General features: G+C 63.2%; 24 protein-coding genes. 15 read left to right on the top strand and 9 right to left on the bottom strand.

Annotation, left to right across the window (positions count from 1 at the left end):
- Positions 1–49: 49 nt before the first annotated feature.
- The 6 genes from treZ to glmS all read right to left on the bottom strand — a co-directional run bounded on the left by treZ (position 50) and on the right by glmS (position 10,321).
- Complete coding sequence (gene treZ / locus J2805_RS05255) at positions 50–1,804, bottom strand: malto-oligosyltrehalose trehalohydrolase (protein ID WP_309970223.1); 1,755 nt, start codon at positions 1,802–1,804, stop codon at positions 50–52.
- Positions 1,801–4,155: a malto-oligosyltrehalose synthase gene (treY, locus tag J2805_RS05250; protein WP_309970221.1), complete on the bottom strand. Its 2,355-nt coding sequence runs from the start codon at positions 4,153–4,155 to the stop codon at positions 1,801–1,803. Before treY ends, treZ begins: the two co-directional genes overlap by 4 nt.
- The gene (gene glgX, locus J2805_RS05245) at positions 4,152–6,404 is read right to left on the bottom strand and encodes a glycogen debranching protein GlgX (RefSeq protein ID WP_309970218.1); all 2,253 of its coding nucleotides are present in this window, start codon (positions 6,402–6,404) and stop codon (positions 4,152–4,154) included. The genes treY and glgX overlap by 4 nt, the downstream gene beginning before the upstream one ends.
- Before the next feature lie 87 nt (positions 6,405–6,491).
- The gene (locus tag J2805_RS05240) at positions 6,492–8,018 is read right to left on the bottom strand and encodes an NAD(P)H-hydrate epimerase (protein ID WP_309970216.1); all 1,527 of its coding nucleotides are present in this window, start codon (positions 8,016–8,018) and stop codon (positions 6,492–6,494) included.
- Between the two features lie 57 nt (positions 8,019–8,075).
- Positions 8,076–8,423, bottom strand: coding sequence for a holo-ACP synthase (locus tag J2805_RS05235; RefSeq protein WP_011692749.1), 348 nt, complete (start codon positions 8,421–8,423; stop codon positions 8,076–8,078).
- 5 nt (positions 8,424–8,428) lie between these two features.
- Positions 8,429–10,321 carry a glutamine--fructose-6-phosphate transaminase (isomerizing) gene (glmS, locus tag J2805_RS05230; protein ID WP_309970188.1) on the bottom strand — a complete coding sequence of 631 codons (1,893 nt, stop codon included), beginning with the start codon at positions 10,319–10,321 and terminating at the stop codon, positions 8,429–8,431.
- Between the two features lie 134 nt (positions 10,322–10,455).
- On the opposite strand from glmS, the gene coaA reads away from it, so the two are divergent.
- From coaA to mscL, 3 genes are all read left to right on the top strand, one after another.
- Positions 10,456–11,421 (top strand): type I pantothenate kinase, encoded by a 966-nt coding sequence (gene coaA / locus J2805_RS05225; RefSeq protein ID WP_309970185.1) that lies wholly within the window; start codon positions 10,456–10,458, stop codon positions 11,419–11,421.
- 5 nt (positions 11,422–11,426) lie between these two features.
- The gene (locus tag J2805_RS05220; protein ID WP_396134221.1) at positions 11,427–12,344 is read left to right on the top strand and encodes a D-alanyl-D-alanine carboxypeptidase family protein; all 918 of its coding nucleotides are present in this window, start codon (positions 11,427–11,429) and stop codon (positions 12,342–12,344) included.
- Between the two features lie 109 nt (positions 12,345–12,453).
- Complete coding sequence (mscL, locus tag J2805_RS05215) at positions 12,454–12,849, top strand: large conductance mechanosensitive channel protein MscL (protein WP_309970180.1); 396 nt, start codon at positions 12,454–12,456, stop codon at positions 12,847–12,849.
- Between the two features lie 98 nt (positions 12,850–12,947).
- On the opposite strand, the gene glmM is transcribed toward mscL, so the two are convergent.
- The 3 genes from glmM to rplM all read right to left on the bottom strand — a co-directional run bounded on the left by glmM (position 12,948) and on the right by rplM (position 15,458).
- Positions 12,948–14,306: a phosphoglucosamine mutase gene (gene glmM, locus J2805_RS05210; RefSeq protein WP_309970178.1), complete on the bottom strand. Its 1,359-nt coding sequence runs from the start codon at positions 14,304–14,306 to the stop codon at positions 12,948–12,950.
- A 163-nt stretch (positions 14,307–14,469) separates the two neighbouring features.
- Positions 14,470–14,976, bottom strand: a complete 507-nt coding sequence (gene rpsI / locus J2805_RS05205; protein ID WP_043482963.1) for a 30S ribosomal protein S9 — start codon at positions 14,974–14,976, stop codon at positions 14,470–14,472.
- A 38-nt stretch (positions 14,977–15,014) separates the two neighbouring features.
- Positions 15,015–15,458, bottom strand: a complete 444-nt coding sequence (gene rplM, locus J2805_RS05200) for a 50S ribosomal protein L13 (protein ID WP_011692756.1) — start codon at positions 15,456–15,458, stop codon at positions 15,015–15,017.
- 335 nt (positions 15,459–15,793) lie between these two features.
- Between rplM and J2805_RS05195 the strand changes: the two genes are divergently transcribed.
- From J2805_RS05195 to J2805_RS05140, 12 genes are all read left to right on the top strand, one after another.
- Positions 15,794–16,477, top strand: coding sequence for a prepilin peptidase (locus J2805_RS05195; RefSeq protein ID WP_309970594.1), 684 nt, complete (start codon positions 15,794–15,796; stop codon positions 16,475–16,477).
- A 224-nt stretch (positions 16,478–16,701) separates the two neighbouring features.
- Entirely contained in the window at positions 16,702–16,896 is a 195-nt protein-coding gene (locus J2805_RS05190; RefSeq protein WP_309970175.1) for a Flp family type IVb pilin, read from the top strand.
- A 110-nt stretch (positions 16,897–17,006) separates the two neighbouring features.
- Positions 17,007–17,414: a TadE/TadG family type IV pilus assembly protein gene (locus J2805_RS05185; RefSeq protein ID WP_309970171.1), complete on the top strand. Its 408-nt coding sequence runs from the start codon at positions 17,007–17,009 to the stop codon at positions 17,412–17,414.
- Positions 17,402–18,454 carry a Tad domain-containing protein gene (locus tag J2805_RS05180; protein ID WP_309970169.1) on the top strand — a complete coding sequence of 351 codons (1,053 nt, stop codon included), beginning with the start codon at positions 17,402–17,404 and terminating at the stop codon, positions 18,452–18,454. Before J2805_RS05185 ends, J2805_RS05180 begins: the two co-directional genes overlap by 13 nt.
- A gap of 58 nt (positions 18,455–18,512) precedes the next feature.
- A complete protein-coding gene (gene cpaB, locus J2805_RS05175) occupies positions 18,513–19,280 on the top strand; it encodes a Flp pilus assembly protein CpaB (protein WP_309970166.1) in 768 nt (255 codons plus the stop codon).
- Positions 19,280–20,479 (top strand): AAA family ATPase, encoded by a 1,200-nt coding sequence (locus tag J2805_RS05170; protein WP_309970163.1) that lies wholly within the window; start codon positions 19,280–19,282, stop codon positions 20,477–20,479. Before cpaB ends, J2805_RS05170 begins: the two co-directional genes overlap by 1 nt.
- Positions 20,476–21,945 (top strand): CpaF family protein, encoded by a 1,470-nt coding sequence (locus tag J2805_RS05165; protein WP_396134220.1) that lies wholly within the window; start codon positions 20,476–20,478, stop codon positions 21,943–21,945. Before J2805_RS05170 ends, J2805_RS05165 begins: the two co-directional genes overlap by 4 nt.
- 179 nt (positions 21,946–22,124) lie before the next feature.
- Positions 22,125–22,889: a type II secretion system F family protein gene (locus tag J2805_RS05160; RefSeq protein ID WP_309970588.1), complete on the top strand. Its 765-nt coding sequence runs from the start codon at positions 22,125–22,127 to the stop codon at positions 22,887–22,889.
- 11 nt (positions 22,890–22,900) lie between these two features.
- A complete protein-coding gene (locus J2805_RS05155) occupies positions 22,901–23,779 on the top strand; it encodes a type II secretion system F family protein (RefSeq protein ID WP_309970160.1) in 879 nt (292 codons plus the stop codon).
- Between the two features lie 414 nt (positions 23,780–24,193).
- Complete coding sequence (locus J2805_RS05150; protein ID WP_309970157.1) at positions 24,194–24,424, top strand: Flp family type IVb pilin; 231 nt, start codon at positions 24,194–24,196, stop codon at positions 24,422–24,424.
- Between the two features lie 120 nt (positions 24,425–24,544).
- Entirely contained in the window at positions 24,545–24,934 is a 390-nt protein-coding gene (locus J2805_RS05145) for a TadE/TadG family type IV pilus assembly protein (RefSeq protein WP_309970154.1), read from the top strand.
- Positions 24,922–25,893 (top strand): pilus assembly protein TadG-related protein, encoded by a 972-nt coding sequence (locus J2805_RS05140; RefSeq protein ID WP_309970151.1) that lies wholly within the window; start codon positions 24,922–24,924, stop codon positions 25,891–25,893. The genes J2805_RS05145 and J2805_RS05140 overlap by 13 nt, the downstream gene beginning before the upstream one ends.
- Positions 25,894–25,914 lie beyond the last annotated feature (21 nt).

Genomic DNA, 25,914 nt, shown 5'->3' with positions numbered 1-25,914 from the left:
GCGGGCTGACATGAACAGCCCGCGGCGTAACCGTAAGCGGATCCGGCGTTCAGGCCCGCAGAATGGCCGCGCTCCAGGGCGCCAGTACCAGCGAAGCGCCGTCCGGCCGGGTTGCCTCATCGGTGGAGAGCAGCAGGGTTCCGCCGGCGTCGTCGAGCTTGACCGCCTGCTCCGAGAAGTTCAGCGTGACGTGCACGTCCCCGCGCCGGAACTGTAGCCAGCCCTCCTCCTCGCTGAAGTTCACCGCGGTGTCCGTGAACCCCAGGCCAGCCAGTTCCGGCGTGCTGCGCCGCAGCGCGGTCAGCGACCGGTAGAGGTCCAGGAGGCGGGCATGATGGCCCTCTTCGGCCTCATCCCAGTTCAGTTTTGAACGCCGGAAGGTTTCCGGGTCCTGCGGGTCAGGCACGACGGCGGGATCCCACCCCATGCGCTCGAACTCCTTGATGCGGCCTTCCGCCGTCGCCTTGCCCAGCTCCGGTTCCGGGTGCGAGGTGAAGAACTGCCAGGGCGTGGTGGCGCCGTATTCCTCGCCCATAAAGAGCATGGGCGTGAACGGAGACGTCAGGGTGAGGACAGCGGCCAGGGCCAGCTGCCCGTAGGACAGCGACTGGGACAGCCTGTCGCCGGTGGCGCGGTTGCCGATCTGGTCGTGGTTCTGGCTGCACACCACCAGTGCGGCGGGGTGCACCAGCCCGGTGTTGATGGGCCGTCCGTGGTGCCGGCCCCGGAAGCTGGAGTAGCTGCCGTCGTGGAAGAAGCCGCCCCGCAGGACCTTGGCCAGAGCGCCCAGCGAATCGAAGTCGCTGTAGTACCCCTCGGTCTCCCCGCTGATGTTCACGTGGACCGCATGGTGGAAGTCGTCGCTCCACTGCCCCTCCAGCCCGTACCCGTTGACGTCCCGGGGGTACAGCAGGCGCGGGTTGTTAAGGTCCGATTCGGCGATCATGGTGATCGGCCGGCCGGTTTCGGTGGCCACGGCGTCGCCCAGGGCGCCGAATTCCTCCAGGAGATGGACTGCCCGCTCATCCTTGAAGGCATGCACGGCATCGATCCGCAGCCCGTCCACGTGGTAGTCGCGGAGCCACATCGCCGCATTGTCCAGGATGTAGCGGCGGACCTCGTCGGACCCGTCCCCGTCCAGGTTGACCGAGTCACCCCAGGTGTTCCCCTCCCCCGACTTGAGGTAGGGCCCGAAGCGCGGCAGATAGTTCCCGCTGGGACCAAGGTGGTTGTACACCACGTCCTGGATGACGCCCAGGCCGGCGCGGTGTGCGGCGTCCACAAAGCGCTGGTAGGCGGAAGGCCCGCCGTACCCCTCGTGGACGGCGTACCAGAGGACGCCGTCGTAGCCCCAGTTGTGGGTGCCGTTGAAGCCGTTGACGGGAAGGAGTTCCACGAAGTCGACGCCGAGCTCCTTGAGGTAGCCCAGCTTTCCGGCCGCGGCCTCAAGGGTGCCCTCGGTGGTGAAGGTGCCGATGTGCAGTTCGTAGATGACGGCGCCCTGCAGCTCCCGGCCCTGCCAATCCCCGTCTGCCCACTGATGGGCGGACGGCTCAAAGGTGCGGGACAGCGAATGGACGCCCTCCGGCTGGCGGCGGGACCTGGGATCCGGCAGCGGAGTGGTGTCCGTTCCGGGCAGGTAGCCGTAGTCAACCTCGCCCTCGGAGGGGGCAGCCGGGGCAGTCCACCAGCCCCCGCCACGCTGGCTCATCGGGTATTCAGCGCCGTCCGCCACCAGGGTGATGGCGCTGACGTCGGGTGCCCAGATATCGAAACGATGGCTTCGGCTTGCAGTGGAGGTCATCCGTTGTTCTCCGTTCCGGTGGAGGTGGCAGTGCTGGCGGGGACGAGCAGGGCAACGGGGTACGTGGCCAGGACGTCCGCAACGGACACCTGCCCGGGCTCGAAGCTGGCACCTGTGAGCTCATCGGTCATTGCAGCCGGGAGGGTCACCGAGGTGTCCCGCCAGCCGCCGGACTGTTCCAGCCGGCGCGGCAGCCGGGTGGCCAGCGTGACGGCACCTGCGGAGCTGTCGGCGCCGGTTCCGCGGCTGAAGGCCAGCAGGTGCGCCGCTGCCGGCCCGGCCGCGGCGAGTGCCGTGTAGCCGGTGAAGAGCTCCGGCCGGTCGCGCCGTAGCCGGAGCGCCCGTGAGGCCACCAGCAGTTTGGCGGCGTCATCCTGGTACGACGCCGGACGCTCGCCCGCGTCGAGCGCGGCCAGTGTCCGCTGCCTGGCGGCGAAGTCGACGGGCCGCCGGTTGTCCGGATCGGTGAGGGAACGGTCCCAGAACTCCGTGCCCTGGTAGACGTCCGGAACTCCCGGCATGGTCAGCTGCACCAGTTTCGCGGACAGCGCGTTCGAGGCACCGTACGGCTCCAGGAGGGCCACGAAGGACTCCAGTTCCGCGCGGACGTCCGGGTTGTCGAACGCGGCGTCGACGGCGGCGGCCAGCTTCTGCTCGAACGCTTCGTTCGGGTCGAGCCAGTCGGTTGAGTTCCCGGCCTCGCGCGCAGCCTTGGTGGCATACTGCTGCAGGCGTTCCCGTGACGCGGGCCAGGCGCCGGCAATTGCCTGCCACAGGAGGCTGGCGAGCGGCCCGTCAGGCAGCGGGGCAAGTTCCTGCAGTCGGGCCAGGACCTTGTCCCATTCCGCCACGAACTCGGAAATCACCGATATCCGCGCCCGGGTATCCTCGCTGCGTTTGGTGTCGTGCGTGCTGAGCGTGGTCATGGAGAGCGGCAGTTCGGCCTCGCGCCGTGCCATCCGGCGGTGGAATTCCGCCGGATCGACGGCGAACTCAGTGGGATCGGCCCCCACCTCGGTCAGGGTCCCCAGCCGGGTGTAGCGGAAAAACGCGGTGTCCTCCACGCCCTTGGCCATCACCATGCCGGATGTCTGCTGGAACCGCTGAGCCAGCGCCGAACGTGAGTCCAGCAGCAGCGGCTGCAGCAACGCCACCGCCTGCGCCAGGTCGGGCCGGTTCCGCGCAGCCAGGCTGCACGCTTCCTTCAGGACTTCCTCCCCGAACGGGAGGTAGGTCCGGTACACCGGGAAGGCGGCAATGATTTCGGAGATTGCATCGGCAGCAGGTTCGGCTTCCAGGCCCGCCTCGGCCGGAACCAGCCGTCCCAGCCGCAGGATCTCCGAGTGCAGGATGCCGTCGGTGATCCTGCGCTTGGTCCCGCGGATCATCTCTTCGTAGTCGGCGGGTTCGCCGCCGCGGAGCCTGCCGTCGAGCTGGTCCAGCGCCGTCTGGGCCTCGGCGTCGACAAAGAGCCGGTCCACGTCAGCCAGTGCGTCGTAGCCGGTGGTCCCCTCGCATTCGAAGGAGCCCGGAAGCGCTTCCCCGGGTTCCAGGATCTTTTCGATCAGCAGGTAGCTGCCGCCGGTCGCTTCGCGGAGCCGGCGGAGGTAGCCTTCGGGGTCCGCCAGCCCGTCGGGGTGGTCGATCCGGAGCCCGTCCGCCAGCCCCTCGCGGAACCAGCGCACTACTTCCTCGTGCGCTTCGTCGAACACCCGCGGGATTTCCACCCTGACGCCGGCCAGCGTATTGACGGCGAAAAAGCGCCGGTAATTGAGCTCGTTGTCCGCGCGGCGCCAGCCCACCAGTTCATAGTTCTGCCGGGCGTGGACCTCGCGCGGGTCATCCCCTTCGGAGTAGCTGCCGTCCGCCAGCGGGAACCGGTGGTCGTAATAGCGGAGTTCGCCTTCGCGGATTTCCAGTTTGTCGAGGTCGTCGTCGCTGCCCAGCACAGGCAGCCGGACGCGGCCGTCCGCGAAGTCCCAGTCGACGTCGAACGCGTCGGCGTAATGGGACTGCTTGCCTTCCTTGAGGAGGGACCACCACCAGGGGTTCTGGTACGGCGAGGCCACCCCCACATGGTTGGGCACGATGTCCACGAGCACGCCCATGCCGGCGTCCTGGGCAGCCCGGGACACTGCCTCGAGCCCTTCCGGACCGCCGCGGTCCGGGTCGACCGTGGACGGATCGGTGACGTCGTAGCCGTGGTCCGATCCCTTCTCCGCCGTCAGGATCGGGGACAGGTAGATCCAGTCCACGCCGAGCGACTTCAGGTAGGGCACCGTGGCGGCGGCGTCCTGGAGCGTGAAGGAAGGGCGGATCTGGAGACGGTACGTGGAGACGGGCGTCCTCATGACTCCGCTGGCTTCCTCTTGGTTTTCTTGACTTGCCCCGGCTCCGCGATCATGGGGCTGGTCAGCGCCGCAGTCTCGCTGGTGGAGGTCTGGGACAGGGCCGCCAGCGAAGCCGCCACAGAGTGGTCCGGCTCGACTTCCGGGGTGCTGTGCGCGCGGAGTACCACCAGCGACTTGGCGTCGACGGCCAGGACGCCGCCTGCTTCGACGGGTTCGGTGTCGGCGTTGTGCCCGGCGGTGTCGATGATGACGTCCCAGGCCGGGGCGTGTTCGTCGGATGGCAGGGTGAACTTTACTTCTTCGACGTTCGCATTGAAGTAGAGCACGAAGTTGACGTCGGTGATCCGCCGCCCCCGCTCGTCCAGGCCCTGGATGCCATCACCGTTGAGGAATACGCCAATGGACCGGCCCAGGCCGCTGTCCCAGTCATCTGGCTTCATGGTGGAGCCGTCAACGTCCAGCCATTCGATGTCCGGAAGCCTTTCTCCCTCGCCGCGGAGCACCGGCCTGCCGTCGAAGAATTTGCTGCGGCGGAATGTGGGGTGCCTGTGCCTGAGTGCGTTGACGGCGGCCGTGAACTCGATGAGCGGCTGGTCCACGTTGTCCCAGTTGATCCAGGTCAGTTCGGAGTCCTGGCAGTAACCGTTGTTGTTGCCCTGCTGGGTGCGGCCCAGTTCGTCGCCGTGAAGCAGCATGGGAACACCCTGGGACAGCAGCAGTGAGGCGATAAAGTTGCGCTGCTGCCGCGCTCGGAGGGCAAGGACCTTGGGATCGTCGGTGGGGCCTTCGGCGCCGCAGTTCCAGGAACGGTTGTGGGATTCGCCGTCGTTGTTGCCTTCGCCGTTGGCGTCGTTGTGCTTCTCGTTGTAGGACACCAGGTCCGACAGGGTGAAGCCGTCGTGGGCCGTGACGAAGTTGATGGATGCCACCGGCCGGCGTCCGGAATGCTCGTAGAGGTCGGCGGAGCCGGTGATCCGCGAGGCAAACTCGCCAAGGGTGGATGGTTCGCCGCGCCAGAAGTCGCGGACGGTGTCGCGGTATTTGCCGTTCCATTCCGTCCACTGCGGCGGGAAGTTGCCCACCTGGTAGCCGCCGGGGCCGACGTCCCACGGCTCGGCGATGAGCTTGACCTGGGAAACTACCGGGTCCTGCTGGATGAGTTCGAAGAAGGTGGACAGCTTGTCCACATCGTAGAATTCGCGGGCCAGGGTGGAGGCGAGGTCGAACCGGAAGCCGTCCACGTGCATTTCGGTGACCCAGTACCGCAGTGAATCCATGAGCAGCTGCAGGGAGTGCGGGTGGCGGACGTTGAGCGAGTTGCCGGTGCCCGTGTAGTCCATGTAGTGCTTCTCGTCGCCGTCCATGAGCCGGTAGTAAGCGGCGTTGTCGATGCCCTTGAAGGACAGCGTGGGGCCAAGGTGGTTGCCTTCGGCGGTGTGGTTGTACACGACGTCGAGGATCACTTCGATGCCCGCCTGATGCAGCGAGCGGACCATGGCCTTGAAGTCCTGCACCTGCTGGCCTGTATCACCAGTGGAGCTGTAGGTGTTGTGCGGGGCGAAGAAGCCGATGGTGTTGTAGCCCCAGTAGTTGCTGAGCCCTTTGTCCTGCAGGATGCCGTCGTTGACGAATTGGTGCACGGGCATGAGCTCGATCGCGGTGACGCCCAGCTTCTGCAGGTGGGAGATGACCGAGGGGTGGGCCACGCCGGCGTAGGTGCCGCGCTGGTCCTCCGGAACCTCGGGGTGCAGCTGGGTCAGGCCCTTTACGTGGGCCTCGTAGATCACGGACTTGTGGTACGGCACGCGGGGCAGGTGGTCGCCCTCCCAGTCGAAGAACGGGTTGATCACCACGCCCATCATCATGTGCGGCGCGGAGTCGGCATCGTTGCGGGAATCGGGATCGCCCATGTTGTAGGAGAACAGCGCCGGGTCCCAGTCAATCTGGCCGTGGACAGCCTTCGCGTACGGGTCCAGCAGCAGTTTGTTCGGGTTGAACCGGTTACCGGAGGCCGGATCGTACGGGCCGTGGACGCGGTACCCGTACTTTTGTCCCGGCTGGATGTGGGGCAGGTAGCAGTGCCAGACGTAGCCGTCTACTTCGAGGAGCTCGATCCGGGTTTCCGCGCCGTCCGCGTCGAAGAGGCACAGTTCCACCTTCTCAGCCCTTTCGCTGAACAGCGCAAAGTTCGTGCCAGTGCCGTTAAAGGTGGCTCCCAGCGGGTATGCCGATCCGGGCCAGACTTCCATATGTACTCCTCGTGCGAACGAACAAATCTTAGACAGACTACTAGTAAGTAGGATTACTATTAATTTCCCGCGCTTGGCGGCCGATCCTTACAGCGTCCGCATCACCTCGGGAACGGTGTTTGCGATGGCGCCGGCGGTCACAGGGCCGCCCGCTGAGGCAGCGGCTCCGGCACGGCCATGCACGCTTGCCGCCATGGCTGCTATGGCCGCCCAGCGCTGGTCCGGGGGAATCCCGAAAGCGGTAAATTTGTCCTCGTCGTCCGAGTGCTGTGCCAGCAGGGAGCCGAGGACCCCGGCCAGCACGTCCCCGCTTCCGGCGGTGGCCATCCATGGCGTGGCTTCGGCCTGGCTGAAAACGGGGCCTGACGGCGCAGCCACCACGGTGGTTGCGCCCTTGAGCAGCACCGTGGCTCCGGTCCTTTCGGCGGCCCGGCGCACAGCCTCGAGCGTGGCGCCCTCCACGCCCTGCCGTCCTAGGTCGATCCCGTAGCGCTGCAGTAGGTGCGCCAGCTCGCCGGCGTGCGGTGTCAGCACCACATGACGTGCCAAGGCGTCCGGCAGGGCCGGCAGCGCACCAGCGTCGGCGGCCACGGGCAGCCCCGTATCGACGGCGTCCCGCACGCGCTGCAGCTGTTCATCGTCGCCGTCGGCAATTCCGGAGCCAACCAGCCAGGCCTGGACGTGGGCGTCGGCGACGCTGTCCGGCCCGCACACCACTTCAGGGCACGCCTGGCGGACCAGCCGGGTAGGTTCGGGCGGACCGAGGTACCGGACCATCCCCGCGCCCGCGGACAGGGCACCGCGGCAGGCCAGGACCGCGGCCCCGGGGTACAGCTGCGAGCCGGCCACAACGCCAAGGACCCCGCGGGAGTACTTGTGGGAGCGGCGCTCCGGCGCGGGCAGGAGCCGGGCCAGGTCGGCTGATTCAAGGCGCCGCAGCACCGGTGACGGCAGGTCGGTTTCGATGCCTATGGGGACGACCTGGACCTGCCCGGCGTAATCGGCGCCGGGGTCGGCGAACAGTCCGGCTTTCGCGCCGCCGAACGTGACGGTGATGTCCGCGGGCAGAACGGGGTCATAGGCTTCGCCGGTGTCCGCATCCACGCCGCTGGGAATGTCGCAGGCCACCACGAAGCCGCGGGGTGCAGCCCGGAGCTTGCCGACGAGGGACGCCGCTTCGCCCCGGAGTCCGCCCTTGGCGCCGGTCCCCAACACGGCATCAATCACGACGTCGGTGCTGGCCGCTTCCGCCGCCAGCTCACCGGCGTTGTGATCGGAGAGTATCCGGATACGGCCGCCCGCGCGCTCCAGGGCCGCCAGGCCGTCGGGGTGGGCTTCCCCGGCGGTGAGCACCGCCGTCGCACGCATGCCTCGGGCTGCCAGCAACGCGGCGGCGAACAGCCCGTCTCCCCCGTTGTTGCCCTTGCCGGCCAGCACCGCGACGCTCGCGCCGTAGCGGCGGATCCCGCGTAAGGAGAGTTCGCGCACCACGGCGTTGGCCAGTCCGTAAGCGGCCCGTTGCATAAGAACAGCGCCCGCACCGGAGCTCAGGCTTGCCTGAAAAAACCGTTGTTCGGCCTCCCGTATCTGGGTTCCGGTGTAGGCGCTGATCATGTGTTCAGTCCAATCGGTGCTGGGTCCGCGGCAGGGCTGGCAGGTGAAAAGTCCGCGTCAGCCCTCCGCCAGGACGGTCGCCGTGGCGATCCCGCCGTCGTGGCTCATCGACAGGTGCCAGCGCTTGACGCCCTTGGACTCGGCGACGGCCAGCACGGTGCCCTTGACTTGGATGGTGGGGCCGTTCTGGTCGAGTCCGATCCAGCAGTCCTGCCAGTTCATCCCGGCGGGAGCGCCCAGGACCTTGGCCACGGCTTCCTTGGCCGCAAAGCGCGCGGCCAGGGAACGCGTGTTGAGCTCGCGCTCTGCAGGAACGAACAGCCTGTCCCGGAGGCCGGGAGTCCGTTCCAGCTGCCTGCCGAACCGCTCAATGTCTACGACGTCTACGCCAATGCCAACAATCATGCGGCTTATTCTACGGTCACGCTCTTGGCCAGGTTGCGTGGCTGGTCCACGTCGTACCCCTTGGCCGTGGCGAGTTCGAGGGCGAAGATCTGCAGCGGAACGGCGGCCAGCAGGGGCGCCAGGAGCACCGGGGTCTCCGGGATGTAGAAGACGTGCTCGGCGTAGGCCTTGACCGCTTCGTCCCCTTCCTCGGCGATAACGATGGTCTTCGCGCCGCGGGCCCGGACCTCCTGGATGTTAGAGACCACCTTGGCGTGCAGCGAGTTCCGGCCGCGCGGGGACGGGACCACCACGAACACCGGCTGGCCCTCCTCGATCAGCGCGATCGGGCCGTGCTTCAGCTCACCGGCGGCGAAGCCTTCGGCGTGGATGTAGGCCAGTTCCTTGAGCTTGAGCGCGCCTTCCATGGCCACCGGGAACCCGACGTGCCGGCCGAGGAACAGCACCGACTTGGCGCCTGCCATGGACCGGGCCAGTTCCTTGATCTCGTCCACGTGGTCCAGGACCTGCTGGATCTTCGCCGGGACCTTGCCGAGATCGGCCAGGATGTCCTTGATCTCGCCCTGGAACTTGTTGCCGCGCAACTGTGCCAAATACAGGCCCAGCAGGTACGCGGCGGTGATCTGCGCAAGGAACGCCTTCGTGGACGCCACGGCGATCTCCGGCCCGGCGTGCGTGTACAGCACCGCGTCGGACTCACGCGGGATGGTGGAGCCGTTGGTGTTACAGATGGACAGGGTCTTGGCGCCCTGCTCCTTGGCGTACCGGACAGCCATCAGGGTGTCCATGGTCTCGCCGGACTGGGAGATGGACACGATCAGGGTGTTCTCGTCAACGATCGGGTCGCGGTAGCGGAACTCGTGGGAGAGCTCCACCTCGGTGGCGATCCGGCACCAGTGCTCAATGGCGTACTTGGCCACCTGGCCCGAGTACGCGGAGGTGCCGCAGGCGAGCACGATGATCTTGTTGATCTTCTTCAGGTGCTCCGGGTCGATGCGCATTTCATCGAGGGTCAGCTTCCCGTCAAGGTCCGAGCGGCCCAGCAGGGTGTTCGCGACGGCGTCGGGCTGGTCGTGGATTTCCTTCTCCATGAAGGACGGGTAGCCGCCCTTCTCGGCCGAGGCCGGGTCCCAGTCAACGTGGTATTCCTTGCCCTGGGCCGGGGCACCGAAGAAGTCGGTGATCTCCACGGTGTCCGCGGTGATGGTCACGATCTGGTCCTGGCCCAGCTCCACGGCGCGGCGGGTGTAGTCGATGAAGCCCGAGACGTCCGAGCCGAGGAAGTTCTCGCCCTCGCCCAGGCCCACCACGAGCGGGGAGTTGCGCCGGGCGGCGACGACGACGTCGGGCTGGTCCGCGTGCACGGCCAGCAGGGTGAACGCGCCTTCCAGGCGCTGGCAGGCAAGCTCCATGGCCCTGGTCAGGCCGCCGTTGGAGGGATCGCCGCCCAGCTTGTTCCGGAAGATGTCGCCCAGCAGGGCCGCGGCCACTTCGGTGTCCGTCTCGGACGCGAACGTGGCCCCGCCTTCGAGCAGTTCGAGCTTGAGCTCGGCGAAGTTTTCGATGATGCCGTTGTGGATCAGGGCCAGCTTGCCGCCGTCGGCCAGGTGCGGGTGCGCATTCTGGTCGGTGGGTCCGCCATGGGTTGCCCAGCGGGTGTGACCGATTCCGGTCACGGAATCCGGCAACGGACGCTCTTCCAGTTCGGTGAGCAGGTTGCTCAGTTTTCCGGACTTCTTCCGGGACGAAATGGTCCCGTCAGCCACCACGGCGACGCCGGCGGAGTCATACCCCCGGTACTCCAGGCGGCGGAGTCCCTCAAGGACAACGTCCAACGCGCCGTGGCCAACATTTACCCGGCCTGACGAATGGCCTACGTATCCTACGATTCCACACATAGAGCCAAGCTTATATGGAGGAGCGGTCCCGCGCCGTCCGGTGCAGTCCCCGCAACGCCGTCGCCGGGCTCCGTTACGGTGGTCCAGACGCCATCCATTTCGCTCTCAGCGTCGCGGAGGGCAGAATCTCATACGTGACTTTGCAACGCAATGAAGCGAATGGAGAGGGTGTCTCCCCGTTCGTGGAGCTGGACAGGCAGACCTGGTCCCGGCTCGCAGCCCAGATGGAACAGCCTCTTAATGAAGAGGACGTGGTCCGTCTCCGAGGGCTCGGTGATCCGCTGGACATGAAGGAAGTCCGCGAAGTCTATTTGCCGCTTTCCCGCCTGCTTCACCTCTATGTGGAGGCGGCAGGCCAGCTGCATTCCGCCACCACCACGTTCCTCGGCGAGCAGACGCAGCGCACGCCCTTTGTGATCGGCGTGGCCGGTTCAGTGGCCGTGGGCAAGTCCACCATCGCCCGCGTGCTGCGGGAGATGCTCCGCCGCTGGCCCGGGACACCCAACGTCGAGCTCATTACGACGGACGGTTTCCTGTATCCGCTGGCCGAGCTCAAGCGCCGGCACCTCCTCGAGCGCAAGGGTTTCCCGGAGTCCTACGACCGCCGCGCGCTCCTCCGCTTCGTGAGTGAGATCAAGGGCGGCGCGGAAGAGGTCCGCGCTCCCTGGTACTCCCACGTCACGTACGACATTGTGCCCGGCAAGGAAGTGGTGGTCCGCCGGCCGGACGTGCTGATCGTGGAGGGCCTGAACGTCCTGGCGCCGGCCCGTCCCCGCCACGACGGCAAGCAGGGGCTCGCGCTGAGCGATTTCTTCGACTTCTCCATTTATGTGGACGCGAAGACCTCCTACATTGAGGAGTGGTACGTGGACCGGTTCCGCAAACTGCGCACCACTGCCTTCGCCCAGCCGGAGTCCTACTTCCACCGCTACGCCACACTGTCCGACGATGAGGCCGAGACCACAGCGCGCGAGATCTGGAAGCGCATCAACGAGCCCAACCTGGAGGAGAACGTCCTTCCCACGCGGGGCCGGGCGCAGCTGGTGCTCACCAAGGAAGCGGATCATTCCATCCGCCGCATGCTGCTGCGGAAGGTCTAGCACAGGTGTGCCACAACTGTGCCGTGACAGCGGGACCTGCACCGACCGCCGGAGCTGCACCGAGTCGGAGGGCCGTCGCCAAGCTCCTGGCAGCGGGCGCCGGACTCACTGCCCTGGCAGCGTGCACGCCCGACGGCGGGACGCAGCCGCCGTCGTCGTCCTCCCCCACCGGGACATCAGCGTCCGCCTCGCCGACGGCTGCGTCGTCGTCGGCAGGGCCGGAAACGTCCGCTGCCACTGAACTGGGGACGGTGGCGGCGCCCGCGCCGGCAACCACTTCCGCGCCGACGCCCACCTCGCCCGCGGCAGGACTGGCGAAACAGTATTCCCTGACGGATCCCGCCAGCCCGTGGCTGGTGGTCAACAAGCACCGCCCGCTCTCCCCCGCCGATTACGTGCCGGCGGACCTCGTTCAGCCGAACATCGCACTGGCAGTTTCCGGCGAAGCGGCCCAGCTGAACAGCACGACGGCGGCTGCCGCGGAACAGATGTTCGCCGCGGCCGCGAGGGACGGCGTGACCATGACGCTGGCCAGCGGCTACCGCTCCTACGGCACGCAGGTGGCCACGTACAACAGCTATGTTGCGTCCCGGGGGCAGGCGGAGGCGGACACAGCCTCGGCCAGGCCGGGATACTCGGAGCACCAGACCGGTTGGTCCTTTGACATCGGCGACGGCGGCGGAGCCTGCAGCTTCCAGCCATGCTTCGCCGATCAGCCGGCCGCGGTGTGGGCCAAGGCCAACGGGCACCGCTTCGGCTTCGTGGTCCGGTACCCATGGATGTTCCACGAGATCACGGGCTACTACTACGAGTCCTGGCACCTGCGCTATATAGGCGTGGAGGCCGCGACGGACATGGCCGCACGGGGAATTGCGACACTGGAAGAGTACTTCGGGCTGGAAGCTGCGCCGGGGTACCTGTAGGGGCGGGCCCGGTGCAGGGCTGCGTGCGGGTGCCATGTGACCCACGACACGCCCCGCGAAATTACCTGCCGGTCACACCATGTTTACGGGGCTCCACTAGCTTGGAGCTATGTTGACCGGATTCAAGAATTTCATCATGAAGGGCAACGTCGTAGACCTTGCCGTCGCCGTGGTCATGGGTGCCGCTTTCGGCGCCGTCGTGACCTCAATCGTGGAAGGCTTGCTGACTCCGCTGATCGGCCGCCTTTTCAGTGCCAAGGGCATTGCAGAGATGCAGTGGGAGGGATTCATGTATGGGTCCGTCATCTCCTCCGTCATTTCGTTCCTGCTGGTGGCTGCCGCGATCTACTTCGTGGTCATCGTCCCGATGAACCACATGATCGAACGGCGGAACCGCCGGCTCGGTATTGATACCGAAGTCAAGGAAGAGGCCGCCGAGGACCCCCACATCGCACTTCTCACCGAAATCCGTGACGAGCTCAGGAACGGCAGCCGCCGGGCCTAGTTTGTTGATCTGACGAAAGTGGTCCGCCTCCTGCTGGAGGCGGACCACTTTTGGTCTCGGGGCCGGACCCGGCCCGGGATAGCTCAGACGGCGTCGGCTCAGACGGCGGGCTCTACGGCCAGTCGTTCCTCCACCACAGAGGCGAGCCGCTTGCAGATGCGTTCTGCGGTGGGCATGTCGGCTGCCTCCACCATCACTCGGACCAGCGCCTCTGTACCGGAGGGCCGCAGAAGCACCCGGCCGGTCTCGCCCAGTTCGGCGGAAGCCTCGGCCACTGCGGCGAGGACACCCTCGTCGGTTCCTGCCCGTGCTTTATCCACGTTCTTGACGTTGATCATTAGCTGCGGGAGCTTGGTCATCACGGTGGCCAGCTCTTTCAGCGGCCGGCCCGTGAGCGCCACCTGCGCTGCCAACTGCAGACCGGTCAGGAGGCCGTCGCCCGTGGTGGCGTGGTCTGCGAAAATAACGTGTCCGGACTGTTCGCCGCCGAGGTTGAACCCGCCGTCGCGCATTTCCTCGAGGACGTAGCGGTCCCCCACGGCGGTCTCGCGGATGCTGATGCCCGCATCGCGGAGGGCGATCTTCAGGCCGAGGTTACTCATGACTGTTGCCACCAGGACATTGTCCTTGAGCTTGCCGGACTCCTTGAGGGCGAGGGCAAGGATGGCCATGATCTGATCACCGTCCACCTCGTTGCCTTCGTGGTCGATTGCCAGGCAGCGGTCGGCGTCGCCGTCGTGTGCAATGCCGAGGTCGGCACCATGCTCCACCACGGCACGCTGAAGGGGTCCGAGGTGGGTTGAGCCCACGCCGTCGTTGATGTTCAGGCCGTCGGGCTCCGCACCGATGACCACAATCTCAGCACCGGCGTCGTTGAAGAGCTGAGGGGAACAGCCGCTGGCGGCGCCGTGGGCGCAGTCGAGGACGATCTTCAGACCGTCGAGGCGGTGCGGCAGCGTGCCCAGCAAGTGGACGATGTAGCGGTCCTCGGCGTCGGAGAAGGTCTGGATGCGGCCCACGTCGCTTCCCGTGGGGCGGAACGCGTCCTTGCCCATCTGCGCCTCGATGGCATCCTCAACCTCGTCAGGCAGCTTCTGGCCGCCTTTGGCGAAGAACTTGATGCCGTTGTCCGGCGCCGGGTTGTGGGAGGCGGAGATCATCACGCCGAAATCTGCCTTGAGGTCAGCCACCAGGTACGCGGCCGCCGGGGTGGGCAGCACGCCGGCGTCATAGACGTCGATGCCCGAACTGGAGAGTCCCGCCGAGACGGCTGCGGAGATGAACTCGCCGCTCGCACGCGGATCGCGGGCCACCACGGCACGCGGCCGGGCACCTTCAGTGCTGCGGTCGTGGCCGAGTACGACGGCGGCCGCTTGCGCCAGCTGCATCGCCAGCTCTGCTGTGAGAAGGCCGTTTGCCAGGCCCCGGACACCATCTGTTCCAAATAATCTAGACATCGGGTCAAGTTTAGACGATGGACCCCGCTGCGCTGACTCTGGCTCGCACCGAGGCGAGGGATCCGTCATCTCAGCCGCACGGATACCGTCCTTGGCTATTGCTGCAGTTAAACGACGGAAGCCCGCCCCGCCTGATGGCGGGACGGGCTTCAGGTAAGCGGAATTAACGCTTGGAGTACTGCTGAGCCTTACGGGCCTTTTTGAGACCAGCCTTCTTACGCTCGATGACGCGTGCGTCACGGGTAAGGTAGCCGGCCTTCTTCAGCGTGGCGCGGTTGTTCTCAACGTCGATCTCGTTCAGTGAACGGGCGATGCCAAGACGCAGTGCACCGGCCTGGCCGGAGGGGCCACCGCCGTGGATGCGGGCAATGACGTCGTAAGCGCCGTCAAGATCGAGGATCTTGAAGGGCTCATTGACATCCTGCTGGTGCAGCTTGTTCGGGAAGTAGTTGGCCAGTTCGCGGCCGTTGATGATCCACTTGCCGGAGCCCGGCACAACGCGAACGCGTGCAACGGCTTCCTTGCGGCGGCCAACAGCAGCGCCGGCGACGGTCAGTGCCGGGCGCTCCTTCTTCGGCGCAGCTGCTTCAGCAGCTCCGCTTTCCGAGGTGTAGCTGGTCAGGGTTTCCTCGGCCTCAACGGCTTCGGTGGTCTCTTCGTTCTGAGCCACGGTTCTCCTTGTATTGATAAGTTGTTTGGTGGCCAGGACTACTGGGCGACCTGGGAAATTTCGAAAGTCTTGGGCTGCTGTGCGGCGTGCGGGTGCTCTGCACCGCGGTACACCTTCAGCTTGCCCAGCTGCTGAGCAGCAAGAGAGTTCTTCGGGAGCATGCCCTTGATGGCCTTCTCCACGGCGCGAACCGGGTTGGATTCCAGCAGCTCCGCGTAGTTGACGGAGGTCAGGCCGCCCGGGTAGCCGGAGTGGCGGTAAGCGCGCTTCTGCTCGAGCTTGGCGCCGGTGAGGGCAACCTTCTCGGCGTTGATGATGATGACGAAGTCGCCCATGTCCATGTGGGGAGCAAAGGTGGCCTTGTGCTTGCCGCGCAGCAGGATTGCGGTCTGGCTGGCGAGACGACCAAGGACAACGTCGGTGGCGTCAATGACGTGCCACTGGCGGTTGATATCGCCGGGCTTCGGGGTGTACGTACGCACGGTGTTTGCCTCGTTCTTGTTCTGGCGTTCTTGTTTAGGTGTCACGTAAGCGTGTGCACCTACTATCTATGCGCTACCGGAACAGAGGTGAGGGCTCTAGAAATCCAGTGGTCCAGAGGTCTCGAATGTGCCCGAGGAGTAGTTATCCTGCAACCGGATTCTCAGCGGGCACGCATCATCGAGAAAGGACACGCACAACGACTATCAAGAATAGCGGGTACAGAGGCCGCTGGTCAAAATAGGCTCTAGGTAGCCAGCCTGCGCCGGTCCTGATGCTCGGTGCCGGCGCTTTGGACCAAAGAGTAACTGCGAGCTTAGGTGCCCCGTTGACTGAAATGCCCCCGGCTCCACTGTTGGTAATTCTATGTGCCCTGCTGGGGCTGGCAGTGGCGCCAGTTGCCCTGCACATCACACGGCGATTGCTGCCGACCCTGGAGTTGGGGCGGTCCCGCTGGCAGAGCCTCGTTAGTTTTTCACTAACGGCGTTCCTGTTCGCCGCCATGGCCTGGAGGTTCGGCTGGTCATGGGTGCTGCCCGCGTTCTTTTTCCTAAGTGCAACTGGGCTTGTGCTGTCTTGGATCGACCTCCAACACAAGTTGTTGCCCAACAAGGTCGTCCTTCCGTCGCTTGGAATCGGATTCGTGCTGCTGCTTTTGGACGCCGGCATGAACCAACGATGGGGAAATCTGCTCGCTGCGGTCATCGGTTGTGCCGTAACTTTCGTGATTTACCTGATTTTGGCCTTAATTTCTCCCCGCGGAATGGGCATGGGAGACGTAAAGCTCTCGGCACCACTTGGCATGTACTTGGGGTACCTCTCTGCCGGGCATTTGATACTCGGTATAGTCCTCGGTTTTATTGCGGGCGCTGTTACCAGTGTTCTTCTTGTTACGAGCGGATTGGCGGGGCGAAAGACCGTTTTACCCTTCGGCCCGTCCATGTTCCTGGGCTGCGTCCTAACAGTGCTGTGGGGCGTCGAATTGGGGCGCATCATCATGCCTACGGTGTTCTCGCGGTAGCAGTTTCCGAGTACACCAAGTAGCCGTGTACTCCACAACTCGGGATTACAGTGACTTCCCCCAAGTAACGTCCAGTTAGTGGAGTAAAAAAGACGAGTACAACCACGCGTTGTGTGGCTATTTGTGACTCCTGTATTCCTTTGTGTATCGAAGTTCCAGCAACGCCGAATTGGGGGGCGCGGGAAATTCGTAAACCAATTCAGCACTCACAAAGGAACAAGAAAATGAACTCTGCACTGGTCTCCATGGTTGCTTACATCGCCGGCGTCAAGAACCGCCTCACCCGCGAAGAGAAGGGCGCCACGATGGTTGAGTATGGCCTGATGGTCGCTCTCATCGCAGTCGTCGTCATCGCTGCTCTCCTCATCCTGGGCCCGGCCATCCATGACCTTTTCGTGGCCGTCGCTGGAAACCTTTAGCCCACAACGCATTATTGCCCTCTGTTCCGGTGGCGGCAGTCGCCGTCACCGGAACAGTTGCATTTCCGGGCAATTCTCCTATCGAAAACGAAGCGTCTGGGGAGACCGTCGTGAAATCAAAACAGAAAGATCGCGGAGCAGTGGCCGTGGAGATGGCGATAGTCCTCCCGGTTCTGTTGCTCTTACTAATTGGGATCATGGAATTCGGGCGAGCTTTCAATGTCCAGGTTTCCCTGACACAAGCGGCGCGGGAGGGCGCTCGCCACGCAGCCATCCATTACGACGACGCGAGTCTTGACGTCGCCGGAACCGCCTCCGCTGCTGCCCCGTCGCTCGCAGGCTTGGGCATGACGGTCACCAGCAACGCCAGCAGCTGCGCGGCGGGCTCCGATGTCACGGTGACGACGAGCCTGACATTACCTTCATTATCCGGTTTTCTAGATGCCGGATTCTTCGGCGGGTCGGTCATCTTCCCGTTGAATATGACCGGAGTAGGGGTGATGAGATGCGGTGGCTGACAGCATTCAAACAACGAGGACGCCGGCAGGGTGTCAACCAAGACAGGGAACGCGGTGCAGCTACCGTCATCGTAGCCATCATGATTGTCGTGCTCATGGGCTTCGCGGCTATCGCCGTCGATGTAGGTGCCATGTATGCGGAGAAAGCGCAACTCCAGAACGGCGCCGACTCGTCCGCCTTGGCAATCGCGGGCGACTGCGCCAACGGCGACTGCGGGGAGGTGGACGCCACCGGCGCCCTCCTGGCAAATGCCAACAGCAATGACAGCTCCAGCGGAGTTGCCTCTATCACCTTTCCGAATCCCACTACTGTTCGGGTTGAAACGAACACGCGCGACGCCGGATCCGGAGCCAACAGCTTCTCGCTCTTCTTCGCTCAGATCATGGGTTTTGAATCGACAGATATCCGAGCGGCGGCGGAAGCCACTTGGGGTACACCTACTGCAGCCACAACCCTGCCATGGACCGTAAGCAAATGTGTATTTGAAAAGTACCTCTCATCGAGCCAACTCGCCGAGTTGAACTCAACAGGAAGCTTCACCGGTGATCCGGTTCCGACGCGGATCCTCCTCCGTTATGACCAGAACGTTCCTACATACCCTGGCTGCGCGGCGCAGAACGGTTACGCCCCAGGGGGTTTCGGCTGGCTGGACACAGACAACGGCTGCTCAGCAGACATCGATGTGGCGAACAGCGAAGTCGGCAGCAACCCTGGGAATGATTTACCAAACGTCTGCCGGGATATGCCAGCAACCATCATGGATTCGCCGATACTCATCCCGATTTTCACTACGGCAGTTCAGAACGGCCAAAAGACAAAATACTCGTTGGTAGGGTTTCTGGCCTTCCAAGTCACAGGCTTCAAGTTTGGCGGCGGACCAGGTCTGACGAATCTCGACCCCTCCGCGCCAGCCTGCCCTGGTGGCAACTGCCGCGGCATTCAAGGATATTTCACCCGCTTTGTTTCCCTCGAGGAGGGCGTGTCATCGAGCGGTGGAAACCCCAATTACGGAGCATCTTCAGTCTGGCTATCGGAGTAGCCCCTGACCGCTCACCATGCGCACCCGTTTCACCAAGTATCGATAAGGAGCAAGTGAAGTGAAATCACGCCTACTGGGAGGCATCGCAGCGCTGCTGTTGGCAATTACCGGAACCGTATTACTAGTTGTATACGTTCAGGGAGCCGACAACAGGGCCGCTCAAGGTCTCGAACCCGTAAATGTCTTAGTTGTCAAAGAATCGATCCCTGCCGGCACTAAAGCTGAGGACTTGAACAACAAGGTCCAGCTCGAGGCAATACCGCAGGCTGCAGTACCGGACGGCGCTCTCGAAAGCCTGAGCGATTACAAGGGAAAAATCACATCAGTCGGTCTCGAACCGGGTGAACAGCTCTTGGCTGCCAGGCTCGTGGACCCCCGCGATCTCCTACCGGGCACAGTGCCCGTCCCTGATGGCCTGGAAGAAGTAACATTCCTCCTCGCACCCGAACGGATACTCGGCGGCCGGCTGGAGGCGGGCGACAAGGTGACCGTCTACACATCCTTCAAGTCCGACGAAGAGATGCCAGCCAACGCCAATGTTCCTGCCGAGGTCAAGGGATGGAAACAGTCCACAGGCCTGCTCTTCCATGACGTACTTGTAACCGCGGTTCAAAAGGCTGCACCGGAGACTGAAAAGAACTCCGGGTCTACGGAGAAGGGCGTCGAGATGCCGAACGGATCTGCCTTTGTCACCGTGGCCAGGAGCGATGCGGATGCTGCCAAGCTGGTTTATGGCGCCGAGTTCGGCACTATTTGGCTGGCGAAGCAAACAGATACGTCCACCAAGAGCGATCCTCCCGTCACAACTTTCGGGGGGCTGTACTAATGAGCCGATTTGTCGCCATCACAGCGGTGCGCGATTTTGAGGGACGCGTCCGCCAGGCCATCACCGGTGCATTGCACGGTGATATGCAGACTCTCTCTCCCGACGTATTGTCCGGCGGGCCGGATGACGTTTTCAGGCAGCTAAACGGGGCGCCTCCTGAGGTACTTATTCTTGGCCCCGGTGTCGCCGCGGAGGATGCTCTCAAGCTAGCAACTGTATTTGACCTTCAATACCCTGAGGTCAGTCTGCTCCTAGTGGCCGAACCAACTCCGGACTTAGTGCTTCGCGCCATGCACTCCGGGATACGAGACGTCGTCACTCCGGAAATCGTGGTCAACGATCTGCGCGTACTCCTTGAAAGGGCCTGTTTGGCTGCTGCCAGCCGGCGCCGGGGAATGGCGCCAGCCGCGGAACCTGGTCATGAGCGCGGCCGCGTGATAGCTGTCATGTCGCCTAAGGGGGGCGTCGGCAAGACAACGGTGGCAACGAACCTTGCCATCGGCTTGGGCAAGGTGGCACCGATGGGGGTGGTCATCGTCGACTTGGATCTGCAATTCGGCGATGTTGCTTCAGGGCTGCTGTTGGAGCCCGAGCATTGCATCACGGAGGCTGTCCATGGTGTGGCTTCCCAAGACTCCATGGTGCTTAAAGCCTTCCTCACGGTCCACCCTGCCGGCATTTACGCCCTCTGCGCTCCGAAAACGCCGGCCGAGTCGGACTACATTACTGCGGACCACGTCAGCCGGCTGATCAACCAGTTGGCCAGCGAATTCAAGTATGTGGTGGTGGATACCGCGCCAGGTCTCGGCGAACACGTTCTCGCGACACTGGAGCAGGCCACTGACGGAGTATGGGTTTGTGGGATGGACGTTCCTAGCGTCCGGGGCCTGCGCAAGTGTTTCGGTGTATTAAAGGAACTGCAGCTCCTGCCACAGGGTAGGCACACTGTCTTGAATTTCGCCGACCGTAAGAGTGGGCTCTCGGTGCAGGACGTCGAGGCCACTATCGGCGTCCCGATCGACACTGTGATTCCGCGGTCTCGCAGTCTCCCCTTCACCACAAATCGAGGCGTTCCCGTTTTGCAGAGTTCCGCTCGGGATTCCGCCACTAAGGGTCTGAAAAAGCTCGTGGACCGCTTCGATCCCCAATGGGTGTCATCCACCCACAACAAACTGCACCGAAGGGTGGTTGTATCGTGAAACTCTCAGATCGCCTGACCCGCTCACAGACTGATTCGAATCCTCACGAATCGGACAGGTCCACGCAGTACGCCCCGAATGCGTCCGCTGCGCCGACCACACTACCGCCAACAGCGCCAGCAAGCACCCCCTTGGCCTCGGCTTTGAACTTGGGCTCAGCACCGGTGATTCAGTCCTTCGACGCGTTGGCGGGACTAAAGCAGCGTGCGGCACTAGCGCTATTTGAACGCATGGGTTCACGCTCTGCAGATGCATCATCGTCAGAGGACGACCTTCGTTCTGCGGCAGTGGAAGAACTCTCCGCCGTCATCGACCAGGAACAGGTGCCGCTGTCCCCTGATGAACGCCGGCGGCTGATCCGTGAGATTGCCGATGAGGTGATGGGCTACGGCCCGCTGCAGCGGTTGCTCGAAGATCCCACTGTCACAGAGATCATGGTCAATCGTTTTGACCAGATTTACATTGAACGCCACGGACACCTCACATTAACCGGATTCCAGTTCAGTTCGGACGATCATTTGCGTAAGGTCATCGAACGCATCGTCTCCCGTGTAGGGCGGCGGATCGATGAATCGTCCCCTCTCGTTGACGCCAGGCTTGAAGACGGATCCCGCGTGAACGCGATCATTCCTCCCTTGGCGGTGAACGGCCCATCGCTCACCATCAGAAAATTCAGTCAGGTACCCGTGACGGTCCAGAACCTGATCGATTGGGGCTCAGTCACCCCCGAAATGGCAGAACTGCTCAGTGCCTGCGTGCGTGCGCGGCTGAATATCATTGTTTCCGGCGGAACTGGTACCGGAAAGACTACCCTGCTCAATGTTCTCTCCTCCTTCATTCCCGCGGAGGACAGAATCGTGACGATCGAGGACGCTGTCGAACTTCAGCTGCAGCAGGAGCATGTGGTTCGTTTGGAGAGCCGGCCGCCAAACATCGAAGGCAAGGGCGCAGTAAGCATCAGGGAGCTCGTTCGCAATTCACTCCGGATGAGACCGGACAGAATTATTGTTGGCGAAGTCCGAGGAGGTGAATCGCTGGACATGCTGCAAGCAATGAACACCGGCCACGATGGTTCCCTGTCCACCGTGCACGCAAACGCTCCACGCGATGCAGTCGCCCGTTTGGAAACCCTCGTTCTCATGGCGGGAATGGATTTGCCCCTACGTGCCATCCGAGAGCAAGTTTCGTCCGCCGTGGATCTGATCATCCAAGTCACCAGACTGCGAGATGGCAGTCGTCGTGTAACCCATGTGACCGAAGTTCAAGGTATGGAAGGAGACATCGTTACGCTCCAGGATGCCTTCCTCTTTGACTTTTCCGCGGGCATGGATGCACAGGGTCGCTTTCTTGGACGGCCGGTGTCGACGGGTATACGCCCGCGATTTTTGGATCGATTTGCCGATCTTGGCATCGCCGTGTCACCAGGAGTCTTTAGCGCCCCGGCAGCCTCGACAGGGAGGCGGTAGACGTGGACTCACCCGTTCTATTTATTGCGGCTATTGCGATCTGTTTCGGTGCACTTCTGGTGTTGTTCCTGGTCGCCCTGAAACCTCAGTACGGATCAATTCCTGTGAATCGCAGGCGTCCGGATGCGTATCAAGGCCAGTCAGCCATCAGTCGTGTCTCGAATTCTGCAGTGACTGCCATGGGCGGAGTCATAGGTGAGTCGGGGGGACCATATAGCCGGGCCGTCCTGTACAACGCCGGAGTGAAGATGGCGCCGGCCGATTTCACCGTGATGGTCCTCGTGGCTTCCTTCCTGGCTGGCACGATTGTCTCACTGCTGACAAACATACTCCTTGGAATACTGTTCGCCATCGCCGCTCCTTTTCTGGCAAGGCTTGTTCTGTCCGTGCGCAGGGACAAGCGTCGGGGACGATTCGAAGCCCAGCTCACAGACACCATCCAGATGCTGATCGGCGGCCTTCGGGTAGGCCACAGCGTCATGAGGTCGATCGAGGCAGCGGCCCAGGAGGCTGACGCTCCGACGTCTGAAGAACTGTCACGTGTCGTCAATGAAACTCGCATCGGTAAAGACGCCCGTCAAGCCCTTGACGAGGTCGCCACGAGGATGGATAGCGAGGACTTCCGGTGGATCGGCCAGGCCATCCAAATAAATCGCGAAGTAGGCGGCGATTTGGCCGGGGTCCTGGAAGAAGTCGCCGGCACAATCCGGGAACGGAGCGAGATCAAGGGTCAGGTACGTGCCCTCAGCGCGGAAGGGAAGATGTCGGCCTACATCCTTATGGGCATGCCCGTAGGAGTCGCCCTTCTCATAGGAGTCATGAACCCCGGCTACATGGACGTGTTCTTTACTCATCCCGTCGGGATCATCCTGCTTATCGTCAGCATCCTGATGTTCGTCATAGGCGGCTTTTGGATGAGCCGCACAGTCAAGATCAAGTTCTAGGGAGACACGCCATGACTCCAATAGCCTGGTTGATTATTGCGGCGGTCGTACTGCCGCTGGCCTACTTCACGTGGGTTCTTGTCACGCTGGACCGCCGCGGTGCACTGGCTGTCCAGACCAATCTTGGACAGGGGTTTGCCCAAGGAGCCAACGCCTCTATCCAGAGAGCGCCAGCATTCCTGACAATCTCAAAGCGGCTCACGCCGGGCAGTTACGAAGCCAAGTTGGACCGTTGGCTCGCCCTTGCGGGCCGTCCCGAGTCCATGCCGCTGGAAAAGCTGATCATATCTAAGCCTCTCCTAGCACTGGTCGGCGCCCTGTTGGGATTGCTTCTCATCAGTAAGTCACCAACCCCGCCCATCATCGGTTTGGGCTTCTGCATCACGATTTTGTTCTACTTCGTTCCTGACCTTTTGGTCTATAACAAGGGCATCAAACGTCAGGAGGCGATAGCGCTTGAGCTCCCGAACACCCTCGACCAGATGCTTATCTCCGTGGAGGCCGGGCTGGGCTTTGAATCCGCGATGGCCCGGGCCGGAGAATATGGTGGGGGCGCGCTCGCCGAGGAACTGATGCGGACGCTCCAGGACATTCAAGTAGGCCGTCCCCGACAAGAGGCATATGCCGCTCTGGCGTCGCGTTCTTCCGTCCCGGACCTGCGGAGTTTCGTGCGAGCAGTGGTCCAAGCTGACAAATACGGCATCGGGATCGCCAAAGTCCTTCGTACCCAAGCCAAACAAGCCCGGGTAAAGCGCAGGCAGAGGGCCGAAGAGAAGGCCATGAAACTGCCTGTCAAGGTACTCTTCCCGCTGCTATTGTGCATCTTCCCTGTGCTGTTTATCGTGCTACTCGGCCCCGCGGCCATCAGCATCGTTGAGGCGTTCAGCTAAACCTGGAGCCCGCCGGAACCTCCGGCCAAGACCCGGAGCCTCTCGGCACCCAGAACCGAGAGGTGTCCGTTGCCACCCGGCACCGAGATGCGGCATCTCGTACCGGGGAGAAGGCCCTGGGCGCGTGTGAGTGCACGTTCAGGGCCTTCATCGGAAACCACCAAGCACGCCTGTCACTCATTATCGGGACTCCCCCAGCCACCTGAGCTGAGGGAGTTCTTTTCCATGTTTCCGATACTGACGTCGAACAAACTGGTTGCGCATCAAAGGCGCAAGATTATCGCAGGCAACGTGCAAGACAAACAGGCTTGCCACAGGATGCGCCAAGGTCGAGTCCAAACCCGGAATGCGGTTGCTACATTTTTGGCAGAGCTGGTGCAGGACCAGCCCACCCAAACTCGCTCAGGAGTCCCCATGCTTTCCACATTCAAGTACCTCGCCTCCCGCCTTCGCCGCGAAGAGACCGGCGCAACCGCGGTCGAATACGGCATCATGGTGGCGCTCATCGCCGTCGTGATTATCGTCGCCGTCACTCTCCTCGGCGGAACACTGACCGACATGTTCGGGCAGATGGCATGTCAGGTCAATGGTGGCGGGACCTATACGCCCGGCGCAGCCGGAGCAGCCAGCACCTGCGTCCCCTAAGGCATTCTTCCCAAACCTCCTGATGTGCACGGCACATCCCCAACACCAGAGTGGCGGCGGCAACCAAGCCGCCGCCACTTCGGCTGTAATCCCCCATTCACGTGACTGAAAGGCACCACCATGTCCAGGGCATCCGAGCGCGGAGCCGTAGCGGTCGAATTTGCGATCCTGGCTCCCGTCCTCGTCATGCTGCTCCTGGGCATCATGGAGTTTGGCCGCGCCTACGACGCGCAGGCCTCGCTGTCCGCCGCCGCTCGTGAGAGCGTCCGGGTGATGGCCGTATCCAACGACATCTCTGCAGCCCGCACCGCAGCCAAGAGCACCGCGGTATCGCTACATCCCGGGCTGGCGGACGGGAACATCGCCTTCAAGAATCTCGATACCGGAACCACGACCTGTGCTCCGGGCAACCGGATGACAATCACCATCAGCTACAACCTGACCACCATGACGGGGATAGCCGGTCCATTCGCGATGACGGGCAAAGGGTCGATGCTATGCGGCGGCTGACACCCCGGCACCGGTGTATCGACGGCGAGCGCGGCGCCGTGAGCGTCGTCGTCGCCCTTCTGCTCGTGGGCCTCCTCGGCTTCGGAGCCATAGCAGTGGACGTCGGGATGCTCTACGCCGAGCGGACCCAGCTTCGCAACGGTGCCGACGCGGCCGCGCTGGCAATCGCCCAGAAGTGCGCCAAGAGCACCACCGACACCGATTGCTCCACGACTTCGGCCCTGGCCAGCAGCTTCGCCAACGGCAACGCCAACGACGGCCTCAGCAACATCAAATCCACCGTGCTGGACAAAACCAATCGCTCCGTAACGGTCACAGCCGGCGGGCAGGAAGCCGGCAAGACCGCCAACGAAGTCTCCCTCTTCTTCGCAAGGGTGCTCGGAATGGATACCGCAGAAGTCAGTGCCGGCTCCAAGGCACAGTGGGGCACTCCGTCCAAGGGCCGCCTGATACTTCCCCTCGCGATTCCCCAGTGCAAACTTGATCTCCTCCCCGGTGCGGCGGCAGGCAGCGTGCAGGTCCTCGACTTCGATACCGGCGGCTGCGGCGAGATCCCCGGTGGATTCAGCTGGATTGAAGATGGGGACGGCAAATGCAGCGTCGCACTAACGGCCGGCCAAGCGAACGATCCGGGAATATGGTTTGCCAGCAGCACCGGCGCCAGTGTGCCATCCCCCTGCACGGCCTCAGATGTTAACACCCTCAATGATCAAACTGTCCTTCTGCCCCTGTACGACGTTGCAACGGGAAACGGCTCCAGCGGCAAGTACTACGTCAAGGGCTTCGCCGCCTTTCATGTCACTGGCTACAAATTTGAAAGCCATAGCTGGTCATCCGGGGGGACGATCAAGAACAAAACCATGAGGGGTTACTTCGTGAAGTACGTTTCCCTGTCCGATGCCCTTGAACTGGGCAGCGCACCCGATTACGGGGCCACAGTTGTCCGTCTCTCCCTTTAGCAAAAACCCAAAGCACAGGAG

The organism is Arthrobacter oryzae, from assembly GCF_031454875.1.
Taxonomy (GTDB): Bacteria; Actinomycetota; Actinomycetes; order Actinomycetales; family Micrococcaceae; genus Arthrobacter; species Arthrobacter oryzae_D.
Note: the sequence above shows the minus strand (reverse complement) of the source record. Positions and strands in the feature narration are given on the sequence as shown.